The organism is Plantactinospora endophytica (assembly GCF_016862915.1).
GTDB classification, from domain to species: Bacteria; Actinomycetota; Actinomycetes; order Mycobacteriales; family Micromonosporaceae; genus Plantactinospora; species Plantactinospora endophytica.
In genome coordinates, this window is record NZ_BONW01000011.1 from 1 (window position 1) to 20,191 (window position 20,191).

Annotated in this window: 17 protein-coding genes; 10 read left to right on the top strand and 7 right to left on the bottom strand. The window is 72.8% G+C overall.

The features are described 5' to 3' along the window. The coding region (locus Pen02_RS11730; RefSeq protein WP_239140503.1) for a sensor histidine kinase at positions 1 to 1,169 on the bottom strand (1,169 nt) is incomplete at its 3' end. Positions 1,170 to 1,283: 114 nt separating this feature from the next. Here Pen02_RS11730 and Pen02_RS11735 point away from each other — a divergent pair. From Pen02_RS11735 to Pen02_RS11760, 6 genes are all read left to right on the top strand, one after another. Further along, positions 1,284 to 2,288, top strand: a complete 1,005-nt coding sequence (locus tag Pen02_RS11735) for an ABC transporter ATP-binding protein (protein WP_203866080.1) — start codon at positions 1,284 to 1,286, stop codon at positions 2,286 to 2,288. Beyond that, a complete protein-coding gene (locus Pen02_RS11740; RefSeq protein ID WP_203866015.1) occupies positions 2,285 to 3,124 on the top strand; it encodes an ABC transporter permease subunit in 840 nt (279 codons plus the stop codon). Before Pen02_RS11735 ends, Pen02_RS11740 begins: the two co-directional genes overlap by 4 nt. Before the next feature lie 86 nt (positions 3,125 to 3,210). Then, on the top strand, positions 3,211 to 3,849 hold the full coding sequence (locus tag Pen02_RS11745) for a nucleoside/nucleotide kinase family protein (RefSeq protein ID WP_203866016.1): 639 nt from the start codon (positions 3,211 to 3,213) through the stop codon (positions 3,847 to 3,849). Between the two features lie 195 nt (positions 3,850 to 4,044). Continuing rightward, complete coding sequence (locus tag Pen02_RS11750; RefSeq protein ID WP_203866017.1) at positions 4,045 to 4,443, top strand: TraR/DksA family transcriptional regulator; 399 nt, start codon at positions 4,045 to 4,047, stop codon at positions 4,441 to 4,443. A 73-nt stretch (positions 4,444 to 4,516) separates the two neighbouring features. Beyond that, positions 4,517 to 5,386: a DUF72 domain-containing protein gene (locus Pen02_RS11755; RefSeq protein ID WP_203866018.1), complete on the top strand. Its 870-nt coding sequence runs from the start codon at positions 4,517 to 4,519 to the stop codon at positions 5,384 to 5,386. 218 nt (positions 5,387 to 5,604) lie between these two features. Beyond that, a complete protein-coding gene (locus Pen02_RS11760; RefSeq protein WP_203866019.1) occupies positions 5,605 to 6,033 on the top strand; it encodes a DUF2267 domain-containing protein in 429 nt (142 codons plus the stop codon). A 117-nt stretch (positions 6,034 to 6,150) separates the two neighbouring features. Here Pen02_RS11760 and Pen02_RS11765 read toward each other — a convergent pair whose 3' ends face one another. Continuing rightward, entirely contained in the window at positions 6,151 to 6,915 is a 765-nt protein-coding gene (locus tag Pen02_RS11765) for a DUF72 domain-containing protein (protein WP_203866020.1), read from the bottom strand. 214 nt (positions 6,916 to 7,129) lie between these two features. Further along, positions 7,130 to 9,676, bottom strand: coding sequence for a beta-xylosidase/alpha-l-arabinosidase (locus Pen02_RS11770; RefSeq protein WP_239140506.1), 2,547 nt, complete (start codon positions 9,674 to 9,676; stop codon positions 7,130 to 7,132). Positions 9,677 to 10,311: 635 nt separating this feature from the next. Here Pen02_RS11770 and Pen02_RS11775 point away from each other — a divergent pair. Then, a complete protein-coding gene (locus Pen02_RS11775; RefSeq protein WP_203866021.1) occupies positions 10,312 to 11,814 on the top strand; it encodes a PQQ-dependent sugar dehydrogenase in 1,503 nt (500 codons plus the stop codon). Between the two features lie 81 nt (positions 11,815 to 11,895). Here the strand turns inward: Pen02_RS11775 and Pen02_RS11780 are convergent, their stop codons facing one another. The 3 genes from Pen02_RS11780 to rnhA all read right to left on the bottom strand — a co-directional run bounded on the left by Pen02_RS11780 (position 11,896) and on the right by rnhA (position 14,564). Further along, positions 11,896 to 13,200 (bottom strand): MFS transporter, encoded by a 1,305-nt coding sequence (locus tag Pen02_RS11780; RefSeq protein WP_203866022.1) that lies wholly within the window; start codon positions 13,198 to 13,200, stop codon positions 11,896 to 11,898. Continuing rightward, entirely contained in the window at positions 13,197 to 13,973 is a 777-nt protein-coding gene (locus tag Pen02_RS11785; protein WP_203866023.1) for a Clp protease N-terminal domain-containing protein, read from the bottom strand. Before Pen02_RS11785 ends, Pen02_RS11780 begins: the two co-directional genes overlap by 4 nt. Positions 13,974 to 14,075: 102 nt before the next feature. Continuing rightward, the gene (gene rnhA / locus Pen02_RS11790; protein WP_203866024.1) at positions 14,076 to 14,564 is read right to left on the bottom strand and encodes a ribonuclease HI; all 489 of its coding nucleotides are present in this window, start codon (positions 14,562 to 14,564) and stop codon (positions 14,076 to 14,078) included. 116 nt (positions 14,565 to 14,680) lie between these two features. Here rnhA and Pen02_RS11795 point away from each other — a divergent pair, with 116 nt between their 5' ends. The 3 genes from Pen02_RS11795 (at position 14,681) to Pen02_RS11805 (ending at position 19,161) form a co-directional block, all read left to right on the top strand. Continuing rightward, positions 14,681 to 15,964: a GH1 family beta-glucosidase gene (locus tag Pen02_RS11795; protein ID WP_203866025.1), complete on the top strand. Its 1,284-nt coding sequence runs from the start codon at positions 14,681 to 14,683 to the stop codon at positions 15,962 to 15,964. Beyond that, a complete protein-coding gene (locus tag Pen02_RS11800; RefSeq protein WP_203866026.1) occupies positions 15,961 to 17,226 on the top strand; it encodes an MFS transporter in 1,266 nt (421 codons plus the stop codon). The genes Pen02_RS11795 and Pen02_RS11800 overlap by 4 nt, the downstream gene beginning before the upstream one ends. 240 nt (positions 17,227 to 17,466) lie before the next feature. Further along, positions 17,467 to 19,161 (top strand): cholesterol oxidase substrate-binding domain-containing protein, encoded by a 1,695-nt coding sequence (locus Pen02_RS11805; protein WP_203866027.1) that lies wholly within the window; start codon positions 17,467 to 17,469, stop codon positions 19,159 to 19,161. Between the two features lie 65 nt (positions 19,162 to 19,226). On the opposite strand, the gene Pen02_RS11810 is transcribed toward Pen02_RS11805, so the two are convergent. Continuing rightward, positions 19,227 to 20,129, bottom strand: coding sequence for an inositol monophosphatase family protein (locus Pen02_RS11810; protein ID WP_203866028.1), 903 nt, complete (start codon positions 20,127 to 20,129; stop codon positions 19,227 to 19,229). Between the last annotated feature and the right edge of the window lie 62 nt (positions 20,130 to 20,191).

Consider the following 20,191-nt stretch of genomic DNA (forward strand, 5'->3'; position numbering starts at 1 on the left):
TCGCCGGCCCCGACGATCCCGTCCGGACCGCCGTCCTCGCCGGCCCCGACGATCCCGTCCGGACCGTCGTCCTCGCCGGCCCCGACGATCCCGTCCGGACCGTCGTCCTCGCCGGCCTCGACGATCCGGTACGCCACCAGGCCGCCCGCCTGGTCGGCGCGTTCCCGCAGCCCGGCCAGCCCGTGTCCGGGTACCGCCGACGGTCCGGTGTCCGGCTGCGCCCCGGGCGGCAGCGGGTTGTCGAGGGTGAGCAGCAGCGCGTCTGGTTCCCACTGGAGCCGTACCGTCACGGGCTGGCCGGGGGCGTGCTTGAGGGCGTTCGTCAGCCCCTCCTCGACCACCCGGTACGCCGTCTGACCCGCCGGACCGGGCAGCGGACCGGGCGTACCGGCCTGGTGCAGGGTCACCGGCATCCCGGCCGACCGGAACTCCGCCACCAGCGGGCCGATCCCGGCCAGGCCCGGTGACCGCTGGTCGGTCCCGTGGCCGCCGCGCAACGCACCGACCAACTCGTAGAGTTCGTCCAGCGCGCCACGCGCGGCGCCGGCGAGCTGGCGTACCGCCTGCCGCTGCACCGGCGGCAGCTCCGCCACCTCCAGCGCGGCGGCCTGCACCGAGACGAGGCTGAGCCGGTGTCCGAGCGAGTCGTGCATGTCCCGGGCGATCCGCAGCCGCTCCCGGAGCTGCTCCTGCTCGGCCAGCAGCTCCCGCTCCCGGCGGAGCTGCCGGTTGTGCCGGTCCAGGGTGGACACCAGCCGCTCGTGCTGGGCCAGGTAGCGCCCGGCCAGCACCGGTAGCACCGCGAAGACCAGGTACGTCGAGAGCAGGTTCGGGATCGTCCGGGGATCGGCCGGCGAGGTCACCAACTGGACGGCGAGCGATCCGGTGAGCGCCCCGGCCAGCATCCCGGTGCCGGTGCGGGTCAACGACTCCCGACCCGCCTGGTAGGCGGCCCAGAGCAGCAGCACGTACCCGCCGTCGGAGAGCGCGACGAGCAGCAGCGCGGCCATCAGCGCGGCGACCGGCGCACGCTGGCGTACCAGGACGACCAGCGCCACCAGCGCGGCGTGCCCGACGATCGTCCAGGGCGAGACCCCGGCCCGCCCGCCGGCCAGCAGCATCGCGGTCTCGGCCAGCAGTACCAGCCCGGCCAGCAGGTGTCGGCGCATGCCAAGCAGGCTACGTCGGTCGACCACCGCCGGCACCGGCCGTCGACATTGGTGAACGCGGCCGGCGACTTTCGAGGACTGTCCCGGCGACCAGCGGTGCCTAGCGTGACGAGGGTGATCGACGTGTGCAATCTCAGCAAACGGTACGGGCGGATCCGTGCGGTCGACGACGTCTCCTTCACGGTCCGACCCGGTCAGGTGACCGGTTTCCTCGGACCGAACGGCGCGGGCAAGTCGACGACCATGCGGATGATGCTCGGCCTCGACCGGCCGAGCGCCGGACGGGTACTGATCGACGGTGTTCGCTATCCGGAGCAGGGCACCCCGCTGCGCCGGGTCGGCGCGCTGCTGGAGGCCCGGTCCGCGCACCCGGGACGCAGCGCGTACCACCACCTGCTGTGGCTGGCGCAGAGCAACGGGATCGGCCGTTCCCGGGTCGCCGAGGTGCTGACCCTGGTCGGCCTGGCGAGTGTGGCGAGGCGGCGGGTCGGCGGCTTCTCGCTCGGCATGGTGCAGCGGCTCGGCATCGCCGCCGCGCTGCTCGGGGACCCGCCGGTGCTGCTCTTCGACGAGCCGGTGAACGGGCTCGACCCGGAGGGCATCCGGTGGATCCGCGAGTTGATGCGAGGGCTCGCCGCGCAGGGGCGTACGGTCTTCGTCTCCAGCCACCTGATGAGCGAGATGGCGCTCACCGCCGACCACCTGGTGGTGATCGGTCGGGGCAGGCTGCTCGCCGACACCGGGATGCGGGAGTTCGTCGAGGCCAACTCCGGCTCGACCGTCCGGATCCGTACCCCGGAACCGGACCGGCTGCGGGCGGTACTGGTGGCGGCCGGTGTCCGGGTCGAGGCGGCGCCGGACGGGACGCTGCTGGCGTACGACAGCGAGGTTGCCCGGGTCGGCGAGCTGATCGCGGCCAACCGGCTCACCGTGCACGAGGTAGGCGTGCAGCGGGCCTCCCTGGAGGAGGCGTTCATGCGGCTCACCGCCTCGGCCGTGCACCACCGGGCGGAGTCGGATCCACGCGACGGCGGGAATGCCGTCGGAGACTTGGATCGACCTGGCGACGGGGATTCCGTCGGCGGCTCGGGTCGACCGGCCGGCGGGGCGCGGCGGTGACGGCGGCGACGGAACCGACGATGGCGGCGGGTGACCCGGCGCGGGGCGGGGCCGGCACGACCGGCACGGCCGGACTCGGCGCGGTGCTGCGGGCCGAGCTGACGAAGATCCGTACCGTCCGGTCGACCGTCTGGACCCTGCTGCCGACCTTCGTGGTCGGCGTCGGGATCAGCCTGCTGGCCGGGCTCAGCTTCGCCAGCCAGTCCCCGGACCAGCAAAAGGGCTTCGACCCGCTGTTTCCCGCCTTCTACGGCCTGACGCTCGGGCAACTCCCCCTGGTGGTGTTCGGGGCGCTGGTGATGGCCGGCGAGTACAGCTCCGGCACCATCCGGGCCACCCTGGTCGCGGTGCCGCGCCGGGGCCGCTGCTACGCCGGCAAGGTGCTCGCCACCGCCCTGTTCGCGTCCGCCGTCGCGCTGCCCACGGTGCTGGTCGGCTTCCTCGCCGCCCAGGCCGCGCTCGGCCGGTACGGTGTCGGCCTCGGCGCGGAGGGCGCGCTGCCCGCGCTGCTCGGCGGCTACCTGCACCTGGTGCTGCTCTGCCTGTTAGCCCTCGGAGTGGCGGCGATGCTGCGCAGCCCGGTGCGTTCGCTGGCGGTGCTGCTGCCGGTCTTCTTCCTCGGCTCGCAGGGCCTCGGCAACGTCCCCGGGGTACGCACCGTTACTCAGTACCTGCCGGACCAGACGAGCTGGGTGCTGCTGCACCTGGCCGGGTCGCAGGACGAGGCCCGCTGGGCCCGGGACTACGGCCCCTGGACCGGGCTCGGCCTCCTCGTGCTCTGGACCGCCGCCTCGCTGCTCGGCGGCTACCTGGTGTTGCGCCGCCGCGACGCCTGACCGGCCCGGTTCCACCGGAGCCCGGAAACCCGACAAGGCCGGCCCCGGGCGCCCGGGGCCGGACCGGGCCGGGGCAGGATGGGCGGATGAGGGTCCGCCCGATCACGCCCGAACTGCTGGTGGAGGAGTTGGCCGGCCGGCTGGCCGGTGAACGTGGCGACGGCTGGCTGCGGGTCGCGGTGGACGGCCCGCCCGCCGCCGAGCCGGGTCGGCTCGCCGACGCGCTGGTCGACCCGCTGCGGGTGCGGGGCCGTCCGGCGGTACGGATCGACGCGGCGGACTTCCTCCGGCCGGCGTCGCTCCGCTACGAGCAGGGCCGGACCAACCCCGACGCGTACTACCTCGGCTGGCTGGACGAGGCGGGACTGCGCCGCGAGGTACTCGATCCCGCCGGGCCGGACGGTTCCGGACGGATCCTGCCGTCGCTGTGGAACGCCGAGACCGACCGGGCCACCCGGGCCGACTACCTCGTGCTGCCGCCGCACGGTGTGCTGCTGGTCAGCGGCCCGCTGCTGCTCGGCGGGGCCCTCCCGTTCGACCTCGCGGTCCACCTGGTGCTCTCGCCCGGCGCGCTGGCCCGGCGTACGCCCGCGGCGCAGCGCTGGACCCTGCCGGCGTTCGCCCGGTACGCCGACGAGGTCGGACCGGCGAGCTTCGCCGACGTGGTGGTCCGGCTGGACGACCCCCGGCATCCCGCACTTGTCGAACCGGAGACCGTCGGCTGACGCGTTCCGACCGTGCTGTCGGCGGGGCGCGGAGCGGGGCAGCACAGGCAGGGTCCACGGCAGGCCCGAGGGGCGGAAAAACCGGCGGTTTGCCGGCGACGGCGATGGGGTAATCGCGCTGCTCAGAACGGAGCGACCCGGACAGAACCGGCCAGCACCGCAGATCCGTTCCCACGACGGAAAGGCAGGCAGCGCATGCTCGTCAACGAGGCAGTCGGCACCCGCCGCTCGGCGGTCGACAGCGACCAGATCCGCCGCGCCCTCCAGTCGCGCTACGACGAGCTGACCGTCGAGTACGACGAGGCGTTGACGCAGAGCCAGGTACTGCGGCTGGTGGAGGTCGGCGACACGGCCGGCGACGACCAGGCGGACAGCGGTACGAAGACCGCCGAGCGGGACACCGCACAGTCACTGCTCCGGACGATCCTGGACCGGCGGGCCCAGTTCGAGCACGCGCTGAACCGGCTCGCCGACGGCACGTACGGCTGGTGCGAGGGGTGCGGCGACTCGATCCCGGTGGAACGGCTGGAGATCTTCCCGTCCGCCACCACCTGTGTCACCTGCAAGCAGTCGCGGGAACGCCGGGCGGCCTGAGCACGTCGGCCTGACCACGCAGGTGAATCCCGCCCGGCTTGCCCGCCCCGTCCGGGGCGGGTGAACTGGAGTCATGGGGAACATAAAGGTCGGTACGGCGTCGTGGACCGATCGAACCCTGCTGGAGTCGGGCTGGTATCCGGCGAACGCGGACACCCCGGAGCGTCGGCTGGCCCACTACGCCACCCGGTTTCCGCTGGTCGAGGTCGACGCGACCTACTACTCGCCGCCCGCCGAGCGGACCGCCGAACTGTGGGTCGGGCGTACCCCGGGCGGGTTCACCTTCAACGTCAAGGCGTTCAGCCTGCTCACCGGGCACCCGACCCGGGTTTCCGCGCTCTACAAGGATCTGCGGCCGGAGACGGAGAAGAAGAACGTCTACCCGGGCGACCTGCCGGCACAGGCGTACGAGGAGGTGTGGACGCGGTTCCTCTCCGCGCTGGAGCCGCTGGCCGAGGCGGGCAAGCTCGGCGCGCTGCTGTTCCAGTTCCCGCCCTGGTTCACCATCCGGCGGGACAACAAGCAGTACCTGCTGGAGGTGCGGCGGCGCTGCGGCCCGCTCCGGCCGGTCTTCGAGTTCCGGCACGCCTCCTGGTTCGCCGAGGGCAACCGGGACGAGACGCTGGATTTCCTCCGCAAGCACGAGCTGGCGTACGTCTCGGTCGACATGCCGCAGGGGCACCGTTCCTCGATACCGCCGGTGCTGGCCGCCACCGCCGACCTGGCGGTGGTCCGGTTCCACGGGCACAGCGACAAGTGGACCAGCAAGGACATCTACCAGAAGTTCGGCTACCACTACTCGCAGCGGGAGATCGCGGACTGGGCCCCCAAACTGCGCAAACTGGCCGACGACGCGGCCGAGACGCACGTCCTGTTCAACAATTGCTACCGCGACTACGCACAGACGAACGCGGAACAGCTCAACGATCTCCTCAACGGCTGACCCTTGGCCGCTGACCCCTGACCCGCTGACCCCGCTCACCCCGCTGACTCCGCTGACCCTGCTGACCCCTGAACGGGGCTGGACGGCTGGACCGGCTGGACGGCTGGACGGTCCGGTCCCGGGTGCGGATTCACCCGTCCGGGGTGAATGGGCCTCACCCCGGGAACGGCGAGCATGGCAAGGGTGGGCAGTAGCCGAGACGGGACGGGGGATCAGTCGTGCCGAACAATTCGTACTCGGTCTTCGAGTCGTCACTGGACAAGACCAACCTCATCCTCAAGGACATCGAGCAGGCGTACGGGTGGCCGAAGGAGCGCCGCAACCAGTCGTACGCGGCCCTGCGGACCGTACTGCACCTGCTCCGGGACCGGCTGCCGGTGCAGGAGAGCGCGCACTTCGCGGCCCAGTTGCCGGCGCTGGTGCGCGGGATCTACTTCGAGGGCTGGGATCCGAGCGTCGTCCCGATCAAGCTGAACCGGGAGGAGTTCCTCTACGAGGTACGCGCCGGTTTCCCGTTCGACGTCGAGGGTGGCCCGGCGACCGTGGTGAACACGGTGCTGAACGCGTTGCGGCGGCACGTCACCGACGGCGAGTGGGACGACGTCAGGTCGACCATGCCGAAGGACCTGACCACGATCATGCCGTAGCCGGGGTCGCACCGGAGCGGGTCCGATTCCGGACCGGGTGCCGCCGTCCCGGTAACCGGACGCGGGGTGTGGCCAGCACCCCGAGCCGGACCCGGATGGCCACGCGCCGGTCGGGTGTCACGGCGCCCGGCTGACCGGTACGCCCCGGCGCCGGGCGGTCGCGGCGAACGTGCTCGCGTCGGTGATCGCGGCCCCGCCGGGGTCGTTGTTGAAGAAGACGAAGACCGGTTCGCCGCCCGGGGAGGCCGAGCCGGGGAAGGCCGTGCCGATCCGGTCGAGCCAGGAGCGCAGCGCCGTGCGGCCGTACCGTGGCCAGGGCTTGGCGCGGCCCTCGTGCAGCCGCAGGTAGCCGAAGTCGGCGGTCCGCCACAGCGGGGTGACCGGCCGGCCGCACCGGTCCGCCCAGCAGAGCGCCGCATTGTGCCGCTCCAGCACCTGCCGGGTCTGCGCCGTCCACCAGGACGCGTGCCTCGGCTCGACGGTCACCCGCACCTCGGCCGGGAACCGGGACAGCACCTCCGCCAGCGCCGCCGGGTTGGCCGGCAGGTTCGGTGGCAGCTGCAGCAGCACCGGACCGAGCCGGTCACCGAGTGCCCCGGCCCGGTCGAGGAACCGGGCCACCGGTTCGGCCGGTTCCCGCAGCCGCTTGATGTGCGTCAGGTACCGGCTCATCTTCACCCCGACGCAGAAGTCGTCCGGGGTACGCGAGCGCCAGCCGGCGAAGACGTCCCGTTCGGGCAGCCGGTAGAAGGCGTTGTTCACCTCGACCGTGCCGAAGCGTTCGGCGTAGTGCTCCAGCCAGCGCCGTTGCGGCAGGCCGGTTGGATAGAACCGGCCCCGCCAGTCGCGGTACTGCCACCCGGAGGTGCCGACGAGGATCATCTCCGGCCAGTATGCCGGCTCGGCGCCGGATCCACCCGGCGACCGGTTCGGAGCCCGGCAGAGCGACCGGTTCGAAGGTGGGCGGAGCAACGATTCGAAGGTCGGCGGAGCGGCGGTTCGGAGGTCGTTGAGCGCCGGTCGGCGGAGCGGCGGTCGGAACGAGGAGATGCCCGGCGCACCGACCGCCGACCACCGGGGCGCCGGGCAGGCTCTGTCAGCGCAGCGTCACCTCGGCGACGAGTTGCCGGTGGTGGTCGACCCGGCGCTCCGGCCCGGTCAGCCGGACCGGGACCGTGTGCCGGTGCTCGGCGCTGGAGGCGGAGACCCGCAACTCCAGGTCGCCCGGCTCGACCACCCGGTGTCCGAGCCGGCCGGTGAACGAGGAGAGGTCGGCGTGCACCCGGAAGTCGACCTGCCGGGTCTGGCCCGGCTCGAGCGGCACCCGGGCGTACCCGATCAGTCGGACCACCGGGCGGGTCACCTGGGCCACCGGGTCGTGCAGGTAGAGCTGCACCACCTCGGTGCCGGCCCGGTCGCCGTCGTTGCGGACCGCGATCGAGACGGTGACGGCGCCGTCCGTCGGCACCTGCACCGGCTGGTCGGCGACCGGTGCCGCGCCGTCCACCCGGACCTCCGGCCAGGCGAACTCGGTGTACGACAGGCCGTGGCCGAACGGGAAGAGCGGGGTCGGGTCGACGCTGCTGACCTCGGTGCGCTGGCCCAGCACCGGATTGAGGTAGGTGTTCGGCTGCCCGCCCGGGGTGCGCGGCACGCTCACCGGCAGCCGCCCGGACGGGCAGACCGCGCCGCTGAGCACCCGGGCCACCGCCGGCCCGCCCTCCTCACCGGGGAAGAACGCCTGCACCACCGCTGCCAGCCGGTCGACGGTGTCGCCGAGCGCGTACGGCCGGCCGGCGAGCAGCACCAGCACCACCGGGGTACCGGTGTCCAGCAGGGCCGCCAGCAGGTCCGCCTGGGCGCCGGGCAGCCGCAGGTCGTCGGCGTCGCAGCCCTCGCCGGAGGTACCCCGGCCGAAGAGTCCCGCCCGGTCGCCGAGTACCGCGACGCAGACGTCCGCCTCGGCGGCCACCGCCACCGCCGCGCTGATCGCCTCGGCGTCCAGCTCTGCCGGGCCGTCGACGGTGCCGCCGGGGGCGTACTTGATCGGGGTCTCCGGCAGCTCGGCCCGGAGCGCGGCCAGCAGGGTGCGGATCTCCACCCCGTCCGGCAGTTCCGGATGCTGCGGACCGACGTGACCGGGGAAGGTGTAGCAGCCGAGCATCCCGGCGATGTTGTCGGCGAGCGGCCCGACCATCGCGATCCGGCTCTCCGGGCGCAGCGGCAGCGCACCGGAGTTGGCCAGCAGCACCACCGACTCCTCGGCGAGTTCCCGGGCCAGGGCCCGGCTGGCCGGCGGGTCGAGGTCGATGGAGCCCTCGACGACGTCCGGCAGGTCGCCGTTGCTCCGCCCGGCGACGTCGGCGAAGGCGGGCGGCACCGGCGACCAGCCGGCGTCGAGCAGACCGAGTTCGCACTTCTGCCGCAGCACCCGGGTCACCGCCCGGTCGACCAGCGACTCCGGCACCGTGCCGGCCCGGACCGCCTCGATCAGCGGTTCGCCGTAGGCGTGTGCCGCCGGCAGTTCGACGTCCACCCCGGCGGTGAGGGCGAGCACGGCGGCCTCGCCCAGGTCGGCGGCGACCTTGTGCAGCCGGTGCAGGAAGCTGATCGCGAAGTAGTCGCCGACGACGGTGCCGGCAAAGCCCCAGCGGTCCCGGAGCAGCGCGGTGAGCAGTTCCGGGTCGGCGGCCGGCGGGACGCCGTCGACCTCGTTGTAGGCGTGCATCACCGACCTGGCGCCGCCGTCGCGCAGCGCCATCTCGAAGGGCGGCAGCAGCACGTCGGCCAGCTCCCGGGGACCGGCGCCGACCGGCCCGTGGTTGCGGCCCGCCCGGGAGGCGGAGTATCCGACGAAGTGCTTCAGCGTGGCGACCACCCCGGCCGCCTCCAGCCCCCGGACGTACGCGGTGCCGATGGTGGCGACCAGGTAGGGGTCCTCGCCGATCGACTCCTCACAGCGCCCCCAACGCAGGTCCCGGATCACGTCCAGCACCGGCGCCAACCCCTGGTGTACGCCGACCGCCCGCAACGCCGAGCCGATCTGCCCGGCCATCCGCTCGACGAGCTCGGGGTCGAAGGTCGCGCCCCAGGCCAGCGGCGTGGGGTAGACGGTCGCCTTCCAGGTCATGAAGCCGGTCAGGCACTCCTCGTGCGCGATGGCCGGGATGCCGAACCGGCTGGTGGCGACGATCTCCTCCTGCATCCGGGCCAGCGCCCGGGCGCCGAGGGCCGGGTCGACCGGAGCGGTGCCGAACGGCCTGGTGAGCTGGCCGAGGCCGGCGCTGATCAGGCTGCGCCATTCGGGTGCCCCGTCGGTCATCTCGTGCTGGTGCGGCGCCAGGTCCTCGCCGGTCGAGTCGCCGCCGACCCAGACGGCGTACAACTGCGCTATCTTCTCTTCGAGCGAGAGCCGGGTGACCAGGTCCTCGACCCGCCGCGCCACGGGCAGGCGCGGGTCCTGCCAGCACGGCGGGGCGCCGGGAGCGGGGCTGTCGCCGGGCGCTACGTTCTCCGCCGGGGTGGCCGCGGCCGTGCCGAGCGGTCCGTCGTGCGGATGCCCGTCGTGCACCCCCGTGACCTCAAGCCGCTCGACCCCGGTCGTGGTCCGACGGGCGTCGGCGGCGTTGCGGTTGCTGCTCACGAGCAGCCTCCTGTCGCTTGTTGCTGACCTCTTCAAGATCCGCCGCACGTCGTTGTGAGGATGTGGACGCGGGCGCACGTTACTTCCGACATGTTTCCGGAAAGTCCGGCCCGCGTCGAGAGGGTACTCAGACCGAAAGTAGCTCGCAAAGTTTCCGAAGGACGCCGCCCTTGACCGTTCGTTCACAGAGTCGTAGCGTGCGCCGCATCACGGCGAATTATCGGGCCGACACCGAAAGTTTGCGGATCGTTCGACTCCGCCCGGTCCGGGCGATGCCGGGTGCCACGAGCGCCTCGCACTCGCGGCGGTGCTCGGAAGGGATGACGGCTCATGCGACGACCTCGGGAACAGCAGCACCGTATCCCACCGAGCCGGCTCGGCGAGAGTGATGATCATCTCCGATCGATCGGGCGGGCGTCCTGTCTGAACACCTTCAGGTGGGGCGTGGCCGTGCTCCGGTGACGGGCGGGCGGGGGAACCCGCCGAGGACGCGGGCGAGTCGGCCGGGCGGGGACTGGCTCGCCCGCCCTCGGTGGAGCTGATCTAGACCGCCCCCGACGGCGGTGATACATTGATAGTCATCTCTATCTCGTCGGGCAGTGGTGCCTGCGGAAGAGTCCGCCTGGAGGTGCGGCATGAGGAGTAGTCGGCTTCTCGTCACGGGTACGGCGTTGGCCGTCGTACTCGGCGGCGCCGGATTCGCCGTCGCGGACACCACGTCCGGGCCCGGCGGCGGAGCGGGGGTGCTGGCCGCCGGCGAGTTCGACTTCAGCCGCCCGCAGACCGTCGCCACCAACCTCGCGGCGCCCTGGGGGATGGCCTTCCTGCCGGACGGCAGCGCGCTGGTCGCCGAGCGGGACACCGCCCGGGTCGTGCAGGTCCGCCCCGGGCAGACGGCACAGCAGGTGGCCACCATCTCCGGTGTCTCGCCGGGCGGCGAGGCCGGGCTGCTCGGCCTGGCGGTCTCGCCGACCTACGCCAGCGACCGCTACGTGTACGCGTACTTCACCTCGGCCAGCGACAACCGGATCGTCCGGTTCCGGCTCGACGCCCCGCAGACCCAGACGCCGATCCTCACCGGGCTGGCCCGGGCCAACTTCCACGACGGTGGCCGGATCGCGTTCGGCCCCGACGGCATGCTCTACGCCGGTGTCGGCGACGCCGGCCAGACCGCCAACTCGCAGAACCCGTCCAGCCGGAACGGCAAGATCCTCCGGATGCGGCCGGACGGCAGCGCACCGCCGGACAACCCGACCGCCGGGTCGCTGGTCTACAGCCTTGGCCACCGCAACGTGCAGGGCCTCGCCTGGGACGCCCAGGGCCGGCTCTACGCCAGCGAGTTCGGGCAGAACAGCTGGGACGAGGTCAACTACATCGTGCCGGGCGGCAACTACGGCTGGCCCACAGTGGAGGGCCAGGGCAACGACCCCCGGTTCCGCAACCCGATCGTCACCTGGACGACTGCCGAGGCGTCGCCGAGCGGTGCCACCATCGACGGCAACATGCTGTTCGTCGCCGCGCTGCGCGGCACCCGGCTCTGGCAGGTACCGCTCAACGGCAGCGGCGGGGTGGCCGGCAGCCCGACCGCCCAGCTCACCGGCCAGTACGGTCGGCTGCGTACCGTCGAACGCGCCCCCGACGGCTCGCTCTGGGTGGCCACCAGCAACCGGGACGGTCGCGGCTCGCCGGCCGCCACCGACGACCGGATCCTCCGCTTCCCGCCGGTCGGCGCCACCCCGACGCCGACCGGGCCCACCCGGCCGCCGACCACCTCGCCGACGCCGAGCGTCCCGCCGACAGTGCCGCCGACCACCACCCCGCCGCCGACCAGCGGTGCCTGCACCGCCACCTACCGCCAGGTCAACCAGTGGAACGGCGGCTTCCAGGGCGAGGTGACGGTACGCAACAACGGCACCGCCACGCTGAACGGCTGGACCGTACGCTGGACCTTCGCCAACGGCCAGACCATCAGCCAGCTCTGGAGCGGCCAACTGACCGCCAGCGGTTCCTCGATCACGGTCCGGAACGTGAGCTGGAACGGCACCCTCGGCGCCAACGGCTCGGCCACCTTCGGCTTCAACGGCTCGTGGACCGGGACGAACACCCCGCCGACCAACATCACCTGTACCAGCCCCTGAGAACGTGGTCGGCGGTGGTCTGGGCGACCGGCCACCGCCGACCGGTCGGTTCCCCGCACCCGCGCTTTCCCGGGACCGCCGTCATCCCACAGTGGAGTCCGCCGCCCCTACCGGGACGAGTTCCGGGCGGGGCTGGCGGATCGGGGTGCGGGTGGCGACGGCGGCGATGCCGAGGCAGACCAGGCCGGCGGCGAGGCAGACCGGCGCGGTGCCGTACCGGGCCACCGCACCGGTCAGCACGGCCGCGCCGAGCGGGCCGAGCGCGGAGTGCAGAGTCCAGAACGCCGAGGTCACCCGGCCGAGCAACCGGTCCGGGGTGACCTGCTGGCGCAGCGACATCGAGCAGATCCCGGCCAGGCTGGTGCCGAACGTGTACCCGGCCACCAGCAGCGCCAGCGCCGGTACGTCCCGGGTCAGTCCGACCCCGGCCACCGCCAGTCCGCTCAGCGCGTACGCCCCGATCCAGCAGGCGCCGAAGCCCAGCGACCGGCGTACCGGCGCGACCAGTAGCGCGGCCACGATCGTGCCGCCGGCCGCCGCCGCGAGTACCTGCCCGACGGCGCCGTCCGACCTCCCCAGGTCGTGCTTGACGTGGTAGATGAACACGTCGGTCAACCCGATGGTGAGGAAGGTCAGGAACGACAGCAGTACCGTCAGCGCCCGCAGCACCGGATGCCGCCAGAGGAACCGCGCCCCGACCAGCAGATCCGACCAGCCGGCCCGACAATTCCGACCGGCCCGATCCGCCCCGTCCGCCCCGGCGGGCTCGTCGGCGTGATCGGCCGGAGGGGTTGCCGGGGCGCGGAGTCGGACGAGGCATAGGCCGAGCGCGGAGAGGGCGAAGGTGCCGGCGTCGACGGCGAGCGCGGTGGCCGGCCCGACTGCGGCGGAGAGCAGTCCGGCCAGTACCGGTCCGAGGATCCCGGCCGCCGCGTAGCTGGCGTAGAGCTGGCCGTTCGCCCGGGTGATCCGGTCCGGGGCGACCAGTGCCGGGACGGCGGCCACGTAGCCGACCTGGAAGACCATCCCGACGGCGGCGCAGGCCGGCGCGACCAGGTAGAGCAGCCAGAGCTGCGGCCCGAACAGCCAGACCAGCGGGATACTGGCGTACCCGACCGCCCGGAACAGGTCGCAGCCGAGCAGCAGTCGCCGCCGGTCCACCCGGTCGACCAGGTAGCCGGCGAAGATCCCGGCCCCGACCGACGCCGCCCCGACCAGCCCGGTCAGCAGCCCCATCCGGGCCACCGACCCGGTCGCGTGCAGCACCAGCAGCGGTACGGCGAGCAGCGAGAACGAGTCGCCGAGGGCGGAGAGCGCCTGCCCGGCCCAGAACAGCGGGAAGTCGCGGCGGCGCAGTGCCCCGGCGCCCGGCGGTGCGGTGCTCACCTGCCGGAGCTGGCCGACCGGGGCAGGCCACGGAGGGTGTCGACGATCCACTCCTCGGCTCGGTCCCGGGTCACGCCGAGCCCGACCAGGATCCGGGCGCCCGGCTCGTCCTCGGTGGCCAGCAGGCCGAGCAGGAGGTGCTCGGTGCCGACGTAGTTGTGGCCGAGCCGCAGCGCCTCCTGGAAGGTGCGGTCCCGGACCCGCTTGGCCCCCGGGGAGAACGGCAGGTGGTCGGGAACAGCGGAGTCGGGCTGGTCGGTAGCGGAGGAGCCGGGCTCGGTAGCGCTCGCCCGGCCGGTGGCACTGGAGACGCCGGCCCGGATCTGCGCGGCGGAGACGCCCAGCGCGGTGATCGCCCGACCGGCCAGGCCGTCGGGTTCGTGCAGGATGCCCAGCAGCAGGTGTTCGGTGCCGACCTCGGCCCCGCCCGCGCTCCGGGCCTCGGCCTGCGCCTGCCGCACCACGTGCCGGGCCCGGTCGGTGAACCGGGCGAAGGCGCTGGCCGGGATCGGCTCGTCCTGCTCGGACTTCCGGGTCACGAAGCGCTTCTGCACGGCCTGCTTGGTGACGCCCATGTGCTGGCCGATCTCGGTCCACGAGGCGCCGGAACGCCGCGCCTGGTCGACGAAGTGTCCGATCAGGTGGTCGGCGAGATCGCCGAGGTACTCGCCGACCAGCACCGCGTCGGTGAGCCGCTCCAGGGCGTCGCCGCCGGGGTGCTGGCGGCGGACGTACGCGATGAGGTCGTCGAGGCGTACCGGCAGTCGCTCCATGCGTCAACCGTAGGTTGACGACAGGCGCATCGTCAACCCGTGGTTGACGATGCGAGTCCTGGAGTCATGCCGGTAGGACGGACGACCCCTTGCCGCCCGGAGTCAGGCAGGTACGACGGACGATCCCCGCCGCCCGGCGGACGCCTCCCGCAGCCCCCGGACGGCGAGCTGGTCCGCCCGCTCGTTCTCGGGATGCCCGGCGTGCCCCTTCACCCAGTGCCAGCGCACCTGGTGACGGCCGGCGGCGGCCTCCAGCCGCTGCCACAGGTCGGCGTTCTTGACCGGCTGCTTCGCGGCGGTCTGCCAGCCGTTGCGCTTCCAGTTCGGCAGCCACTTGGTGATGCCGTCCCGCACGTACGTGCTGTCGACGTAGATCTGCACCGACACCGGGCGGGTCAGGCTCTCCAGGGCCTGGATCGCCGCCATCAGCTCCATCCGGTTGTTGGTGGTGGGCGTCGCCTCGCCACCGCAGATCTCCCGCTCCCGGGTGCCGTACCGGAGCACCGCGCCCCAGCCGCCCGGGCCGGGGTTGCCGCTGCACGCGCCGTCGGTGTAGATCTGCACGACCTGTTCGGCCCCGTGGTCTGTCACCCCGGCACGATACCCAGTCCGCTCCGGACGGGGTCGGGTGCCCGTCCGCGCGGGGGTTCCCGGGTGGAGCGCGGCGGACTACAGTGCGAGGAACTTTCATGTCCTAGGGGTGGTGAATGGCGTTCACCTGGGGCGTTTCCACGTCCGCGTACCAGATCGAGGGCGGGGTGACCGTCGGCGGTCGCGGGCCGTCGATCTGGGACACCTTCACCCACCGGCCCGGCCGGGTGCGCGACGGCAGCACCGGCGACGTCGCCTGCGACCACCTGCACCGGTACGCCGACGACGTCGAACTGATGGCCGGACTGGGCGTGTCGGCGTACCGGTTCTCGGTCGCCTGGCCGCGCATCCAGCCGGACGGCACCGGCCCGGCCAACCCGGCGGGCCTGGCGTTCTACGACCGGCTGGTGGACACCCTGCTGGCCAACGGCATCGACCCGGTCCTGACCCTCTACCACTGGGATCTGCCGCAGGCGCTGGAAGCCGACGGCGGCTGGCTGAACCGGGACACCGCGTACCGCTTCGCCGACTACGCCGGACTGGTCGCGACGGCGCTCGGCGACCGGATCCGGCTCTGGATCACGCTCAACGAGCCGTTCATCCACCTGAGCCTCGGCTACGGCACCGGCGAGTACGCCCCCGGCCACACGCACCTCTTCGACGCGCTGCCGGTGGCCCACCACCAACTGCTGGGCCACGGGCTGGCCGTCGCCGCGCTGCGGGACCGGGGCGCGGCGGCGGTGGGCATCACCAACAACTACACGCCGGTCTGGCCGCAGGGGGAGACCGAGGCCGACCTGGTCGCCGCGGCGACGTACGACGCCCTGCACAACCGGCTCTGCACCGACCCGCTGTTCGGGCGTGGCTACCCCGCGCTGGGACTCGACGCCCCGGTCGTCCGGGACGGCGACCTCGACCTCATCGCCGCGCCACTCGACATGCTGGGCGTCAACTACTACAACCCGACCGGAATCCGGGCGCCGTCGTCCCCGGAGAGCCCGATGCCGTTCGAGATCGTGCCGCTGACCGGCTATCCGACGACCGACTTCGGCTGGCCCGTCGTCCCGGACGGGCTGACCGAACTGCTCCTCGGACTCGCCGGGGAGTACGGCGACGCCCTGCCGCCGATCTACGTCACCGAGAGCGGCTGCGCGTACGACGGCGTCGACGACCCGCAGCGGGTGAGCTATCTGGACGGTCACGTCCGGGCCGTCCGGTCCGCGATGGCGGCCGGTGTCGACGTACGCGGCTACTTCGTCTGGTCCCTGCTCGACAACTTCGAGTGGGCGGAGGGCTTCACCAAACGGTTCGGGCTGGTACACGTCGACTTCGAGACACAGGTGCGTACCCCGAAGACCTCGTACGCCTGGTACCGGGATCTCATCAGAGCCTCCCGATGAGGGTCGAGGTCCCGCTCCCGGCGGCGCTCGCCGAGCCCACCGCACCCGTCCGGCGCGGCTGGATCACGCTGTTCTTCGGCGCGAACCTCGGGGTCTGGATGGCCTTCTACACGCCCCTCCAGGTGCTGCTGCCCACCCAGGTCGAGTCGATCGCCCCGGCCGACAAGGAGGCGATGTTCGGCCTGGTGACCGGCCTCGGCGCACTCGCCGCCGTGGTGGCCAACCCGCTGGTCGGCGCGCTCTCCGACCGTACCTGCCTGCGGGTGGGCGACCGCGAGTACGGCCGGCGGCACGTCTGGACACTGTCCAGCACGATCCTCGGCGCGGTGTCGCTGGCGCTCCTCGGCCAGCAGCGCACGATCGTCGGCGTCGCGGTGTACTGGGTACTCGCCCAGATCTGCTTCAACGCCGCCCTCGCCACGTTGACCGCGGCCGTACCCGACCGGGTGCCGGTCGCACAACGCGGCCGGGTCTCCGGCTGGGTCGGCATCCCGCAGTCGCTCGGCCTCGTCGTCGGGGCGGTGCTGGTCACCGCCGTGTTCACCGGCAACGCGGCCGGTTACCTGGCCACGGCGGCGGTCGTACTCGTGCTGGCGCTGCCGTTCGCGCTGGTCACCCCGGACGACGTGCTGCCGCGTACGCACCGGAGTCCGATCCGCCCGGCCGCACTGCTGCGGAGCATGTGGATCAGCCCGCGCGGGTACCCCGACTTCGCCTGGGCCTGGGGCACCCGGTTCCTCGTCCAGGTCGGCAACGCGCTCGGCACGCTCTACCTGCTCTACTTCCTCAAGGACGGGGTGCGGTACGCCGACCCCGAGAACGGCCTGCTCGTCCTCATCCTGATCTACACCGCCGGCATGATGGCCACGGCGGTCACCGCCGGCCGGCTGTCCGACCGGTCCGGCCGCCGCAAAATCTTCGTCGTCTGGTCCGGCGCGATCATGGCGTTGGCGGCGCTGCTGCTCGCGATCTGGCCGTTGTGGCCCACCGCGATGGTCGCCGCCGTGCTGCTCGGCGCCGGGTACGGCGTCTACCTCTCCGTCGACGCCGCGTTGGTCTCCCAGGTCCTGCCGCAGGCCACCGACCGGGCGAAGGACCTCGGCGTCATCAACATCGCGAACTCGGCACCCCAGGTGCTCGGGCCGGCCATCTCCACCCCGGTCGTCGTGCACCTCGGCGGCTACCCGACCCTGTACGCCCTCACCGCCGGGGTCACCCTGCTGGGCAGCGTGTTCGTGCTACGGATCCGTTCCGTCCGCTGACTGCGCTGTCCGCTGATCGCTCCCGGCTCGGGGCCGTGGGGGAGCGGCCGGCGGGACCGTCGGATTGACGATGGTGTGCCGGTGTTGGCGGTGGTGTGCCCGGCGTTGTCGGTTTGATCAGTGATCCTGATCAATGGCGATGTCGAGTTCCGTCGCCTCCGCCCGGGGGTATCGGGCGATCATTTCGCGCCGGAGGTACCTCCGACGCGCCAGCGGTACCTCCGAGCAGAGGGGATCGAGATGGCTCTCACCCGACGCGGCTTCCTGGAAGCGTCCGCCGTGACGGCATTCGGCACACTGTGGACGCCCGGCAGCCGGCCGGCTCCGCCGGACTTTCCGGCGGACGTACCCGTCGAGCGCGAGGCGTACCGCAACTGGGCCGGCGAGATCCAGGCCGACGGCGTCTGGACCTGCACCCCGAGGACGGCGGCCGACGTCGTCACCGTGACCAACTGGGCGTACCGGCACGGCTACTCGGTACGTGCCCGGGGCTACCGGCACACCTGGGCGCCGCTGACCGTACCGGCCGACGGCGCCGCCGACCGGACCATCCTGGTGGACACCACCCGGCACCTGACCTCGATGACGGTGCTCTCCGCCGCACCCGCCGCAGCGGTACGCGTGCAGACCGGCGCGTCGATGGAGGACTTCCTCGGCTTCCTGGAGCAGCACGGGCTCGGCGTCACCAACACCCCCGCCCCCGGCGACCTCAGCGTCGGCGGAGTGCTGGCGATCAACGGGCACGGCACCAGCGTCCCCGCCGACGGCGAGACCCGGGCGCCTGGACACACCTACGGCTCGCTGAGCAACCTGATCCTCTCGCTCACCGCCGTCGTCTGGGACGCGGCGGCCGGCGGCTACGTGCTGCGTACCTTCGACCGGGCCGACCCGGACTGCGCGGCACTGCTCACCCACGTCGGCCGGGCGTTCGTCACCGAGGTGACGCTGCGGGTCGGCGCCAACCAGAATCTGCGGTGCGTCAGTCGGGTGGACATCCCCGCCACCGAACTCTTCGCCGCGCCCGGCACCGGCGGCCGTACCCTGACCAGCTTCGTGGCGGCGGCCGGCCGGGTGGAGGCGATCTGGTTCGCCTTCACCGACAACCCGTGGCTGAAGGTCTGGAGCGTCAGGCCGACCCGACCGCTGACCTCCCGGCCGGTCGTCACGCCGTACAACTACGTCTTCTCCGACAACGTCCCCGAGCCGGTCTCCGAACTGGCCGAGCAACTCCTGAACGGAGCGTGGGCGCTGACCCCGACGTTCGGGCAGGTGCAGTACACCACCGCCGCCGCCGGGCTGACCGGCACGCTCGCGGGCGACCTGTGGGGGCCGTCGAAGAACCTGTTGCTCTACGTCAAGCCGACCACGCTGCGGGAGACCGCCAACGGGTACGCGGTGCACACCAGCCGGGCCTCGGTGCAGCGGGTGGTGCACGAGTTCGCCGTGTTCTACCGGCGGCAGCTCGCCGCCTACCAGGGTCGGGGCGAGTTCCCGGTCACCGGTCAGGTGGAGATCCGGGTCGCCGGGGTGGACCGGGCCGCCGACGTCGGCGTACCCGGGGCGGAGCCGCCGGCACTGTCCGCGGCCCGGCCCCGGGTCGACCACCCGGAGTGGGACTGCGTCGTCTGGTTCGACGTGCTCACCTTCCCGACCGCGCCCCGGGCGCACGCCTTCTACCGGGAGATGGAGGTCTTCTTCTTCACCAACTACACCGGCTCGTACGCCGCCAGCCGGGTCGAGTGGTCGAAGGGCTGGGGTTACACCGACTCCGCCGCCTGGGCCGACCCGACCATGCTGACCAGGACGGTGCCGGACTCCTACCGGCACGCACCCGATCCGACCTGGGACCAGGCGGTCGGGCAACTGAACGACCTCGACCCGCACCGGGTGTTCAGCAACGCCTTCCTCGACGTCCTGCTACCCGGTACACCCTGATCCCCTCGATCCGGTAGCACCGCGCCCCTGGTGTCCCCGGCCGGCTTGCGCCCACCGCCGACCGTTCATGCGCCGTCGGTGTCGGTGTCGGTGTCGCTGGCCGGGCGGTCGGCGGTCGGGCGGTGGTCGGTGCCGAGCACCCGCAGTGCGGCGTCGTGCAGCTCGCCGGTCCGGGCGAACAGCGACGGTCCGGGCGCCGGGCGGGACCGGCCGTCGAATCCGCTGTACCGGCCGCCGGCCTCGGCGACGATCAGCGAGGTGGCGGCGAAGTCCCACACCTGTCCCCGGGTCTGCACCGCCAGGTCAAGCTCGCCGCGCGCCACCAGCAACGCGGCGTGGGTACGCCACGGCGTGACGGTGCTGACCGCCGCCAGCGGTGCGATCATCTCGCGTTCCGCCGGATAGACCTGCTCGTCCGGCGGCACCACGCCGAGCCGGCTGCCGGAGAGCAGGTCGACCGAATCGGTGCGGCGCAGCTCGCTGCCCGAGAGCCGGTCGATCGGGGCGGTGCGGCTGTCGAGACGCCGTTCACCGGTCACCCGGCCCGCCGAGATCTCGGCCTCGTACGTCCCGCCGCCGCGCCGGGCCCACCAGATCCGCCCCTGCGCCGGCACTACGGCCACCCCGACGACGATCTCGCCGGCCTGCTCCAGCGCGACGAGTACCAGCCAGCGGTCGTCACCGGCGACGAACTGCGCCGTACCGTCGATCGGGTCGACGATCCAGCGCCGGTCGGCCCGGCCGGTCTGTCCGACCTCCTCGCCCAGGATCGCGTCGTCGGGCCGGGCGCCGGCCAGTACGTCCCGGATCGCGGCCTCGACCGCCCGGTCGGCTTCGGTCACCACGCTGCCGTCCGACTTGTGCTCCCGGTCGAGCCGACCGAGGTCCGCGAAGTACCGGAGGCCGACGGCGGCGCCGGTCAGCGCGGCGTGCCGGGCGAGGAGAAGATCGTCTTCCACGGGATCCATCCTTGCCGGTACCGCTGTCCGGGACGCGGCCGGGTGGCGGACCGGTGCGGAAGAGAGCCCTC